Annotated in this window: 10 protein-coding genes; 6 read left to right on the forward strand and 4 right to left on the reverse strand. The window is 54.9% G+C overall.

The genetic code is table 11. The annotated features are described in order from the left end of the window. Positions 1–103 precede the first annotated feature (103 nt). Together ONV78_RS14440 and ONV78_RS14445 are read left to right on the forward strand one after the other, a co-directional pair. Positions 104–967, forward strand: coding sequence for a DHHA1 domain-containing protein (locus ONV78_RS14440; RefSeq protein WP_279504046.1), 864 nt, complete (start codon positions 104–106; stop codon positions 965–967). Beyond that, a complete protein-coding gene (locus tag ONV78_RS14445) occupies positions 964–1,560 on the forward strand; it encodes a DUF488 domain-containing protein (RefSeq protein WP_279504048.1) in 597 nt (198 codons plus the stop codon). Before ONV78_RS14440 ends, ONV78_RS14445 begins: the two co-directional genes overlap by 4 nt. Before the next feature lie 94 nt (positions 1,561–1,654). Here the strand turns inward: ONV78_RS14445 and ONV78_RS14450 are convergent, their stop codons facing one another. Together ONV78_RS14450 and ONV78_RS14455 are read right to left on the reverse strand one after the other, a co-directional pair. Next, on the reverse strand, positions 1,655–1,969 hold the full coding sequence (locus ONV78_RS14450; RefSeq protein ID WP_279504050.1) for a DUF4288 domain-containing protein: 315 nt from the start codon (positions 1,967–1,969) through the stop codon (positions 1,655–1,657). A gap of 184 nt (positions 1,970–2,153) precedes the next feature. Further along, positions 2,154–2,501 (reverse strand): cupin domain-containing protein, encoded by a 348-nt coding sequence (locus ONV78_RS14455; protein ID WP_279504053.1) that lies wholly within the window; start codon positions 2,499–2,501, stop codon positions 2,154–2,156. 135 nt (positions 2,502–2,636) lie between these two features. Here ONV78_RS14455 and ONV78_RS14460 point away from each other — a divergent pair, with 135 nt between their 5' ends. The 4 genes from ONV78_RS14460 (at position 2,637) to ONV78_RS14475 (ending at position 8,873) form a co-directional block, all read left to right on the forward strand. After that, positions 2,637–3,047 carry a hypothetical protein gene (locus tag ONV78_RS14460; protein ID WP_279504055.1) on the forward strand — a complete coding sequence of 137 codons (411 nt, stop codon included), beginning with the start codon at positions 2,637–2,639 and terminating at the stop codon, positions 3,045–3,047. A gap of 222 nt (positions 3,048–3,269) precedes the next feature. After that, entirely contained in the window at positions 3,270–7,754 is a 4,485-nt protein-coding gene (locus tag ONV78_RS14465) for a PAS domain S-box protein (RefSeq protein ID WP_279504056.1), read from the forward strand. Positions 7,755–7,806: 52 nt separating this feature from the next. After that, on the forward strand, positions 7,807–8,127 hold the full coding sequence (locus ONV78_RS14470) for a hypothetical protein (protein ID WP_279504058.1): 321 nt from the start codon (positions 7,807–7,809) through the stop codon (positions 8,125–8,127). A gap of 146 nt (positions 8,128–8,273) precedes the next feature. Beyond that, positions 8,274–8,873 carry a hypothetical protein gene (locus tag ONV78_RS14475; protein WP_279504060.1) on the forward strand — a complete coding sequence of 200 codons (600 nt, stop codon included), beginning with the start codon at positions 8,274–8,276 and terminating at the stop codon, positions 8,871–8,873. A gap of 17 nt (positions 8,874–8,890) precedes the next feature. Here the strand turns inward: ONV78_RS14475 and ONV78_RS14480 are convergent, their stop codons facing one another. Beyond that, a complete protein-coding gene (locus tag ONV78_RS14480) occupies positions 8,891–11,086 on the reverse strand; it encodes a YgiQ family radical SAM protein (protein WP_279504061.1) in 2,196 nt (731 codons plus the stop codon). A 149-nt stretch (positions 11,087–11,235) separates the two neighbouring features. After that, positions 11,236–11,595 (reverse strand): Na+/H+ antiporter subunit G, encoded by a 360-nt coding sequence (locus tag ONV78_RS14485; protein ID WP_216739954.1) that lies wholly within the window; start codon positions 11,593–11,595, stop codon positions 11,236–11,238. Positions 11,596–11,600: the final 5 nt, after the last annotated feature.

Raw genomic sequence — 11,600 nt, forward strand, 5'->3', positions numbered from 1 at the left:
AGAGTCGGGCTTTTTCATTTTGGCTTACCGGAAAGTGGCGTTGAGCCGTCCTCTGAACTTAGCGTATATATGCAGTTATAAGGACTGTTAAGGTGAGCGATCGGTGACTCAGACTCTCGTAATTTATCATGGCAATTGCCTCGATGGCTTCGGCGCGGCTTATGCGGCGTACCGCCGTCTGACGATGTTGGATAAACAGGATGCGGACTACTACGCGGCGACCCACGGCGAACCGCCGCCGGACTGCGCGGGCAAGCGCGTTTACCTGCTGGACTTCTGTTACAAGCGAGAGGCGTTGAAGCAACTGTGCGCCAGCGCTGACGCCGTTATCGTGCTGGATCACCATATCAGCGCGGCGGAAGAGGTCGCCGGATTGGATCAGGAATGCCCGAATTTAAGTCTGACGTTCGATATGAGCCGCTCCGGCGCGGTGATCGCCTGGGAGTATTTTCATGAAGATCCGCCTCCAGCTTTGCTGGCGATGATTCAGGACCGCGACCTTTGGCAATGGCGCATCGCTGACAGCCGTGACGTCAATGCGGCGCTGATGTCTTATCCCAAGGACTTTGAGGTATGGGATGAGCTGGCGCAGTCAGGGGCGGCCTTGTCGCGTCTGGCGGACGAGGGACGCGCCATTAACCGGTTTCGTGAACAGATGATCGAGTATTACAAGGGACGGGCGGTGATGGGCGAGGTCGCCGGCTATGCGGTGCCTATTGTTAACTGCCCTCTGGCGGTGACCAGCGAGTTGCTCAATGTGCTGGCGCAGGGGCATCCCTTCGCGGCAGGGTATAGTGATAAAGGCGGTAAGCGCGGCTGGTCGCTAAGATCTACGGAAGATGGCGTCAATGTAGCGGAAGTGGCGATAAAGTTCGGCGGCGGCGGGCATCCGCGCGCAGCGGGCTTCTCCACTCGGATAGATGAACGCTGGTTGACCTTGGAGCCGACGGAAGTCACATCGGAATGAGCGCTTCAACGTCTTCGCTCTACAGTATTGGCTACGCCACCAAGCCGGTAGCCGTCTTTATCAGCCAGTTGCAGAACCATCGTATCGACGTGGTCGCTGATGTCCGCTCTGTGCCATATAGTCGCGCCTTTCACGACTACCATCGGGAAACCCTGATCCAGCACCTCAAGGAGCATGGCTTACGTTACGTCTATCTTGGCGAGGAATTGGGACCGCGCTCCAAAGACCCGGCCCACTACGACGAAAGCCGACAGGTGCAGTTTGACCGCCTGATTCAATCCGATTTGTTTCAGAGTGGGGTGGAAAGACTGAAAGACGGAATGGATAAAGGCTTTCGCATCGCTCTTATGTGCGCCGAGAAAGACCCCGCCAGCTGCCATCGTAGCCTGCTGATCGCCTATGCTCTGCAACGTGAAGGCATTACCGTCAGACATATCTCTCATGAGGGCGACATTGAGGCGCAACCTGAACTGGAGCGCCGTCTGATGGAACTCACCGGCATTCAACCGGATATGCTGACACCAGAGGAAGAGTGTCGCGACCTGGCCTATCGTAAATATTGTCAGGTCATGGCTTATCGGAAGCCGGAGTGAGGGGACTTAATAAGCCTGACGACAAGGGCGCGCTTATGGTTGGGGCGTGAGCAATACTTTGTATGCGGCCCTTTAAACTCTTGTGTGAAGCGCTTTAGGAATCGGGATTGTAGTCATACTTGAGATAGTGCTCATTATAGAAAGCCTCCAGGTCCAGGTCTGACTCATATAATACAGACCATATTTCATATCCGTTTCTCAGTTTTTTTCCGTCTTGTTTATAAGCACTTTGCTCCGGGTGTAACTCGAAGTTGCAGTCCTTTGCGTATTTCTCAGCGTCCTTTAAGGCTTTTGCGTGAGCGGAATCGAAACTCTTCGCTTTAAAACATACGATGCGTTCTTCGTAAATATTTTTGCCTGACTCCTTGATTCCAAAATGGTAAAGGCTCTTGACTGCGTACCAGCTCATTTCATGTTCTCCGTTGGAATATTAATTCAATGCCGGCGATCTAAGTTTGATCTATTTGATGCGCCAAAACTGGGGTGGCGTATTTCTATGGAACGTTTGCGATAATCTGAGGAGACAGATACGCAGTATCTCTATAATTATGTTGAAGGCTCGCACAGAGGCTGGTGATTGCTGACCGTTCCCTCTATTTATTCTGCTCAATCCGATCCCCATGGCTGGGCGGGGTTGAGGTTACCGTGAAAATTAATTCCTCTGTTGACTCGTTCCTTAGTTGATGAGGCGCGCCGGCGGGGACATGCTTGCCTTGGTGAGGATACAGGGTATAGGTTTCTCCGCTGACCTCCAGCGTCGCAATGCCGGATAGGACGAAGAAGAACTGTTCCGCCTTCTGATGCAGGTGGCGCACTTCCGAGCAGCCGCTGGGAACCCGCTCCTGGATAACGCTTAATGTCGGACTTTTAACCAGATGCCAGCCGTCGCAGCGTTCTCCCCAGATGTAATGCTCGGCGTTTTCTTTTGATATTACTTTCATAGAGCTTTCCTTTGATCTATCGTCTTTGCGCTAATCGACCGGGATATTGTATTCGGTGTATGTGCGCGCCAAGAATTTCCGTTATTTATAGGCGTGGAGGGTCATCATATTAGAGTAATAAATGCAGGGAGAAAAATGGCTCGTACATTTTTAAAAATTGTCATTTGGGTTTTAGCTTCCATCACGCTAGTGTATTGGATGACTAAGTACAATATCCCGTTTGGAATACTGGACATATTATCTGCGCCGTTGGTGGCAAGCATATTCGTATACTTCTTTTACGCTATTACGACTTTCAGTTGGAGTAGGAGGAAGAAATACTATTTGGCCTCAATATCGTCATTATGGGAGCGACGTACAATCCTGGCGATTGCCTTTTCGTTAGTAATGCTTGGATGGTTCGGGGCGCAGTGGGGGATAAATAACTTTACTGTAGAAATATACTTCATGCATGGCTATACCATTGCGCTCTATAGCGCCACTGCTTTATATATTGGCGCGCTTATAGTCATGAAGTCGATACTCCCAACAAAAAAAGCGTACTAAAAAGCTCACTTTTCGTGGCTTTAATGCAGGAGAGCCGTGACGCCGTAACAAAGCGACTAAACACGAACCCGCGTAGTCCTGATTTTTCAGCTAATCTCTTATAGATAAAAAGCGGCGTCGTCATAAATCCTGGCGGGGCGGCTTCTCATTCTGGCGCGAGGAGGCGGCTGGCCATTGGCGGGGCGCTTGTTCGGGCCCGCCGAACAGGCGACGGGAGCTTGGATGTCAGGGAAATCCTCCTCAGCTCAATGGCGAATCCTATCTGCGCTGATAGTCGTTGTCGGCGTCTGTCTGCTTGTCATTTACATCAGTATCGGCGTTGAGCGTCGCCGGCTTTATGCGGAAACGGACTCGCTGATGCAGGCGCAGATTGCTTTCCGTTCGGAGAAGTTTACCCAGCGACTGGAAGGGCTTTCCCACGATGTGCGCTTTCTCCTCTTCACTCCTCCCATTCAAGGCATCGTGCGCGCTTCGGAAAACGATGGCTACGATGTCAGGGAAGATAGTTCCCTGGCGCTGTGGCGGCGGCGCTTGAATACGATTTTCTCCGGCTATGTGGTGACTCATCCCGAGGTCACGCAGGTGCGTTTAATTGGCGTTGCGGACGGCGGCAGGGAGATCGTCAGGGTCGACCGCATCGGTGAGCTTCCAGAGATTGTCTCGGATGACGAGCTGCAGCCGAAAGCGCAACAAGGCTACTTCCAGGAGGCGATTTTGATTCCGCCCGGTTCTTTGTATGTGTCAGACCTGAACCTGAATCGTGAATACGGGATGGTGCAATGGCCGCATGTGCCGACAATCAGGGTGGCGACTCCGGTTATTAACTCCGCCGGCTCTGTGTTCGGCGTTCTGGTGATCAATATGAGCGCGGAGTTCATGTTTGCCGACATTACGGAGCAGACGCCGCCGGGATATAACATTTACCTCACTAATCAGGCCGGCGACTTTTTGATTCATCCTGATGATAACAAAACGTTTGGGTTCGACCTGGGCAGGCGACATGTCTGGGAGGATGAATTTACACAGGAGCAGGTCGATGCTGATTTGTTCGGCGCCATGTCTTTATTTGAAGGAGAAGAGGAGGGCCGATTACTGGTAACGAGTCGGGATCTGCCTTTGCAGGAGGGGCAGCCGGACCGGTTTCTAAAGCTCTACATTACCTACCCTCAGGAGATGGCTGAGAAACGAGTTGGGCGTATCGTTTCGAATATCATGCTGGCTTTGCTTGGCGGCATGGCGGTGGTCGGCGGCTTCTTGTATCTCTACTGGTTGAACATGCGGCAGCGACAACTGGTCAGCGCCGGTCAGGCGCGATTGGCGGCGATTGTGGAGAGCGCCCAGGATGCGGTTTTGGGGATGGACCTGGACGGCGTCATTACGGATTGGAATCGGGGCGCCGAATTGATGTTCGGCTTTCGTCGCGATGAGGCGATTGGGCGTTTCGTACAAAAGCTCACTGTGCCGTCGGAGAGAGTGGCGGAAGAAGAAAATATCCTGCGCATGATTGGAGAGGGTGAACCTGTGAAACCCTTCAATACTCAGCGTAAATGCAAGAATGGCCGGATGGTGGAAGTGTCGGTGTCCGTATCTCCGATCAGAAACGCGGATGGAGAGATTGTCGGCGCCGCCAAGACGATTCGCGATATCAGCCGCCAGATCTCCATAGAGAATCAAATTCGCGAATTGAATGCGTCTCTGGAACGTCAGGTCGAGGCGCGGACGGCGGAAATACAGCGCTATCTGGCGCTGCAACAGGCGATTCTCAACAATGCCGGCAATGCGATTATCGCCACGGACCTGGAGGGCGTGATCACGCTCTTTAATCCTGCAGCGGAGCGTATGCTGGGGTACAGCACGAAGGAAATGGTGGGTAAAAGAACGCCCGCAGTTTTCCATTTGCGGGAGGAAGTGGCGGCGCGGGCGCGGGAGTTTTCCGAAGAACTGGATGAGAAACTGGCGCCGGGCTTTGAGGTATTCATCGCCAAGACCAAGCGCGGCCTGCCCAATGAACACGAATGGACCTATGTGCGTAAAGACGGTTCCCGTTTTCCTGTGCAACTTTCTGTGACCGAGCTGCGCGATGAAAATAACCGGACCAGCGGCTACCTTGGCGTCGCCACGGATATCTCCCGGCAGGTGCAGGACAGACGCAATCTGACTTCCATGCGCGATCAGCTGCTGAAAGCGGCGGAAGTGGCTGAGCTGGGAATCTGGACCTGGGACCTGGAGAGCGACACGCTCACCTGGAACCGGCAGATGTTCGAGATCTATCAAGCGCCCTATGAATTGAATACAGGCGGCCTGAGCCATCGCCACTGGCGTCACGCGCTGCATCCGGAAGACGAGGCGTCCACGGTGGCGAAACTGGAGGCGGCGCTGGCGGGGGAGGGGGTATACGACCCTATTTATCGCATTGTGCGCCCCAGTGGCGAAGTGCGCTATGTGCAGGCCGCCGCGGTGGTGGAATTCAATGATCTGGGTAAACCGATATTGGTGCTTGGCGTCAACCGAGATATCACGGAACAGCGTGAGTACGAACAGCGTCTGCGTGAAGCCAAGTCGATGGCGGATAAAGCCAGTAACGCGAAATCGGAATTTCTGGCCAATATGAGTCATGAAATCCGTACGCCCATGAACGCGATTCTGGGGATGGTCAACTTACTCAAGCGCACCGATCTGGAAGAGCGTCAGCGAGACTATGTGCAGAAGGCGGAGTCTTCCGCTAGAGCTTTGCTGGGCATTCTTAACGACATTCTGGACTTCTCCAAAATCGAAGCTGGCAAACTGACTCTGGATTTGGAGCCCTGCAGCCTGGATAAACTGCTGCAGGATGTGGCGGTCATTATCACCGCCAATATTGGCGACAAACCGCTGGAGGTGCTGTTTGACGTTGATCCGAAAATTCCTGACTGGCTGGAGCTGGATGGTCTGCGTTTGCAGCAGATTCTGATTAACTTGGCGGGCAATGCCGTGAAGTTCACGGAGCAGGGCGAAGTGGAGATATCCGTCAGACTGGAGTCTGCGCAAGATGATAATCTGGTTTTGTCTTTCGCTGTGCGCGACACCGGTATCGGCATCTCTCCAGAGCAGTTGCAGCGCATCTTCGAAGGCTTCACGCAGGCGGAGGCGTCAACCGCCCGGCGCTTCGGCGGCGCGGGTCTGGGATTGGCTATCTGTCGGCGTCTGGTGCGTTTGATGGGAGGAGAAATTACGGCGGAAAGCAAGGAAGGCGAGGGCAGCCTGTTCCGCTTTTCTATCTCTTGTCTCCGGGCGCAGCCATGGAATGCGGCGAAAAAAGCCTGCAGTCTGCCTAAACGGCTGCGTGTGTTGGTGGTGGATGATAACGCCAGCGCCAGAGAAGTGCTCAGAGGCGTGATTGAATCCTTTGGCTGGTCGGTGGAGATCGCAGTCAGCGGCGAGGAGGGCGTCGACAAGTTAATGGAGGCGGCGGATTTCGCCACGCCTTACAACCTGGTGCTGATGGACTGGATGATGCCCGGCATGGATGGCTGGCGGGCCGCAGAGCTGATCAAGGCGCAATATCCGGCGGGCCAGGCGCCGCTGATCATGATGGTGAGCGCTCAGGCCCGTGATGAGATGGAGCGTCGTCGTCTGTCCTCGCCGAACACGATTGACGGTTATCTCACCAAACCCGTGACCGCTTCCATGATTCTTGACGCCGCCTCGGATACCCTGAAGCTGGATCGCTCCCGTAATCGCGTCAACGGTGCAGCCGCGGGTAAACGCCTGCATGGGATGACCATCTTGCTGGTTGAGGACAACCCTACCAATCAGCAGGTGGCTATGGAGCTGCTGCAGAGCGAAGGGGCGAATGTAAGCATTGCCGGGGACGGTCTGGAAGCGGTGGCGGCGATACAGAGCGCGGAGTCGATGTTTGATGCAGTGCTGATGGATATCCAGATGCCGGGCATGGATGGCTATACCGCCACCCGTGAGATTCGCGGCAAACTGAAAATGAATGCGTTGCCGATTATCGCCATGACCGCCAATGCCATGTCCTCGGACCGGGAGGCGGCGCTCTCCGTGGGAATGAACGAGCATGTCGGCAAACCCTTCGACTTTGATCATCTACTGGAAGTATTGATAGAACAAACGGGCTGGGATAGCTCACTGGAATCAACGCCAACGCCAACGCCAACGCCAACGCCAACGCCAACGCCAACGCCAACGCCAACGCCAACGCCAACGCCAACGCCAACGCCAACGCCAGCTACCGCTTCTCCGGAGGCGGAAGCGAAAGAAGAAGCAGTAAAAGAAATGGAATCGGTAATGGAGGCTCCGCCAGAAACGGAGACTGTCCCACAGGAAACCGCTGGTTGCGCCATCGAGAGCAGCGGCGCCATAGACTCCGCTTGCGCGCTGGCGCGAATGAGCGACAACTGGGGGATATACTGCCGCGCCATTCAGCTGTTTCTGCGCGACGCGCCGAAATTGATGGAGCTATATCCCGCGCAATGGCCTTCGGACCCTGAGGAGACCCGGCGGAATTATCACAGTCTCAAAGGCATGTCCTCCACAGTGGGGGCCAACAGAGTGTCTGAGCTGGCGGCGGAGCTGGAACAGCTGGTTAAAGGGGGGCAGCGCGACGACGCTCGCTATCAGGCATTGCTGGAGCAGCTCAGGCTTCACATCAAGGCGGCGTACGCGGAGGCGGAAGAGTTGTTGCAACGTCGTGACGTCGGTTAACGCTCTTTCGACTATGCTTAAGTCCTTTCAATGGGTAATGGAAACGCAAGCAATGCAAAGAATAGTCATATTTACTGCTCTGGCGCTGTTCGCGATAGGCGCGCAAGCGGCGGAGCTGAGCAAGCAGGCCTTGCAGGGAAGCTGGTTGATTCTGTCCATGAACGGAGAGTCTGACGACGAAAATGACAAGTGGGAATTCGAGGGCGATAACTTCTATCAGAACCTGGGTGGGCGGCGTATTTCTCCCGACGCTTTCACGGTGAAAGGACAAACCATTGACCTGGGCTACGCCAAAATCAAAGTGCTGGCTTTCGATGGCGACACGATGACGGCGGATATGGCGGGCTTCACCTATGAACTTAAAAAGAATTGAGTCAGTTTTATATAAGGAGGACTGACAGCTCGCCTTCCTGGTCCCGCTCTGGCGGTCGTGAGTCTATGTGCGCATAATGCCGCTCGGATTTAATCGAGCGGCTGTCGACGTGCAGGACTAACAGCCGGCAGTAGCGCAAGGATCATATGAAGTTACGAGTATTACTGTTCACGCTTATCACCGGGCCGTTTTTTAGCGCGTTTTCCTTTGTTACGGTTATCTTCGTAATGGGTGCGATTCAAGCTCCTGACTCTTTCATGGACAGGGGCGTTGAAACGCTGGGAGTCTATTTAGGTTCTATTTTCATCTCCACCATTGCTGGTTATCTGGTGGCCTTTTTGGGCGTTGAGGAGCTGCCGCCAGGCATCTTCCCTCTTGTCATCTATTCAGTCTTATTTTCAGCAGCGGTCAGTCGATATTTCCTGTGGACCTACTTTAAGGAATATTCGAGAAAGACGGTGGTTCTGCATATCACGCTGATCAGCATGGTCGTCGCTTTGATCGACTACGGCGTGTTCTTTCTGCTTTTTCCTCTGTCGCCTCAAATGAAGTTTGTTATGCCGTACATGGTTCTGCCGACCAGCATTGTTCTGGGGGTTATCTGCGGTGTCTGGGAGAGCGGTAAAGAGAATCGTAAAGGCGTAAGGACGAGGGAAATGGGCAAGGAAAAAAATGGATTAAGCCCGAGTGCTGAGCCTGTGAGCACTGAGGCTGAAGAAAAGCTTCAGACGACGGACGTCATCTGAAGCCAGATATGCTGTTATCAGCCTTTCGCCGGCGAGCGTCCAGCAGGTTTTCCGCGCTTGGGCCCAGCGCCCTGACGGGGAGGCAGGCCAGTGTGCTGGGTTAGAGCCCGGCCTTTGCGCGGCTGTCCGCCTTGCGGATTCAGCTTGGAGCCGTACTTCTTGGCGCTGGGGTGATTCGCTGGCTGCGTCGGCGGCACCAGGTGCTTCTTACCGTAGCCAATCAAATGCGCCTTGCCCATACGCTGCAGGGCTTCTCTGAGCATGGGCCAGTTGTCCGGATCGTGATAGCGCAGAAACGCTTTATGCAGACGGCGCTGCCGTTCGCCTTTCGGGATGTATACCTTGTCCGTCTTATAGTTGATGCGGTGCAAGGGATCGCGCTCAGAGTGATACATGGCGGTGGCGCTGGCCATCGGAGAAGGATAGAACGCCTGCACCTGATCGGCGCGGAAGCCGTTTTCCTTCAGCCACATCGCCAGATTCAGCATGTCTTCATCCGTGGTGCCTGGGTGGGCGGCGATGAAGTAGGGAATCAGATACTGTTCTTTACCCGCTTCTTTGGAGAAGCGTTCGAACATCTCCTTGAACTTGTAGTAGGTGCCCATGCCAGGCTTCATCATTTTCGACAGGGGCGCTTCCTCAGAATGCTCCGGTGCGATTTTCAGATAGCCACCGACATGGTGAGTCACCAGCTCGCGTACGTATTCAGGATCTTCCACCGCCAGGTCATAGCGTAAGCCGGAGGCGATCATCACCCGCTTCACGCCGGGTAGCGCGCGGGCGCGACGGTATAGCTGCGTGGTCTCCGAGTGATCAGTTTTCAGGTTCTTACAGATCGTCGGATAAACGCAGGACAAGCGACGGCAGTTGGCGTGAATCTCCTCGCTCTTACAGTTGAGGTGATACATGTTGGCGGTGGGGCCGCCCAGGTCGGAGATAGTGCCGGTAAAGCCAGGCGTCTTGTCGCGAATATTCTCGATCTCGCGGATGACAGAATCCTGAGAGCGGCTTTGAATCCAGCGTCCTTCATGCTCGGTGATGGAGCAGAAGGAGCAACCGCCGAAACAGCCGCGCATGATGTTCACGGAGAAGCGGATCATGTCGTAAGCGGGAATACGCGCCTTGCCATACGCAGGATGAGGAATGCGCTGGAAAGGCAATTCGAAAACGTCATCCAGTTCCTTGGTCTGTAGCGGAATCGCTGGCGGGTTCATCCACAGGTAACGGTCGCCATGCTTCTGCGCCAGCGTGTGGGCGTTGGCCGGGTTGGTTTCCAGGTGCAGCACGCGGGACGTATGCGCGTACAGAACAGGGTCGTTGCGTACTTTCTCGTAGGAGGGCAGCTGAATAAAGCGCTTGTGGCCGCCGCTGGGAGGCAGAATATGCACCACTTGCTCTTCCGGCTCATTAGCGACAGCCTGCTTGGAGCTGCAGCCTTCTTCCGTTCCTTCCTCATTGGCGTACACATAAGGATTGGGCAGCGGATCGACCCTGCCGGGCTTGTCGATGCGAGTGGAGTCCTTCATTTCCCAGTCGTGGGGAAGTTCAGACAATACGCACGCGGTGCCGCGGATATTGGTCATGTCTTTCATTTGTTCGCCGGCGGCGGCGCGATGGGCGATTTCCACCACCGCTCTTTCCGCGTTGCCGTAGACCAGCAGGTCGGCCTTGGAGTCGAACAGAACCGAGCGGCGCACTTTGTCCGACCAGTAATCATAATGAGCGATGCGGCGCAGACTGGCTTCGATGCCGCCGACCAGCACCGGCACGTCGCTGTAAGCTTCTTTACAGCGCTGGGTGTACACCAGTACGGCGCGGTCTGGACGTTTGCCGCCTTCGTTATTGGGCGTGTAGGCGTCGTCGTGACGCAGTTTGCGATCCGCAGTGTAGCGGTTGATCATGGAGTCCATGTTGCCGGCGGACACAGCGTAGAACAGGTTGGGTTTGCCCAACGCCATGAAGGCGTCTTTCGAGGACCAGTCCGGCTGCGCAATGATGCCGACGCGGAAACCATGGGATTCCCACAGACGCCCAATTACCGCCATGCCGAAGCTGGGGTGATCGACATAGGCGTCGCCGCTGATGATGATAATGTCGCAGCTGTCCCAGCCCTGCGCCTCCATCTCCTTGCGCGACATCGGCAGAAATTCCGCCGTGCCGAAGCATTCAGCCCAATAGCGTTGATAGGAAAACAGAGGACGCGCCGCGTGCATACAGAACTCACCGGGAGGATTGATTAAAAAATGGCCGAGTATTTTACTCGATTATTCAGGCGGACGCGATAGCGGAGACCCGGCGCGGAGAATAATTCCCCTTCGACCGGGCAATATAGAGTTGCTACGAAGCCTATCTCTTAGCTTGTTTACTCCGGCGGCAGGCGCTTGCGTATCTTTTCGGTCAGCGCCTTATTCCGGGTGTTTGCGACCGACTGCTGGCGTTGGTGCAGCGCAACTTTCGCCAGCATATGCGCCGTAACTGGCGCGGTGATCATCACAAACAGGGTAATCAGCAGTTCATGGGCGGAAAGGCGTTGCTCACGCACAGTGAAGGCGATAATGGAGGCGATCAACAGCGATCCCATGCCCACTGTCGCGGCCAGGGTTGGCGCATGCAGACGGGTATAAAAGTCGCTCATCTTCAATACGCCAATGGAGCCCAGCAGGGCGAAAAGGCCTCCAAGCAGGACCAAAGCGCAGATAATCAGTTCTACCGTAAAGCTCATATCAG

The organism is Hahella sp. CR1 (assembly GCF_029813005.1).
Classification (GTDB): domain Bacteria; phylum Pseudomonadota; class Gammaproteobacteria; order Pseudomonadales; family Oleiphilaceae; genus Hahella.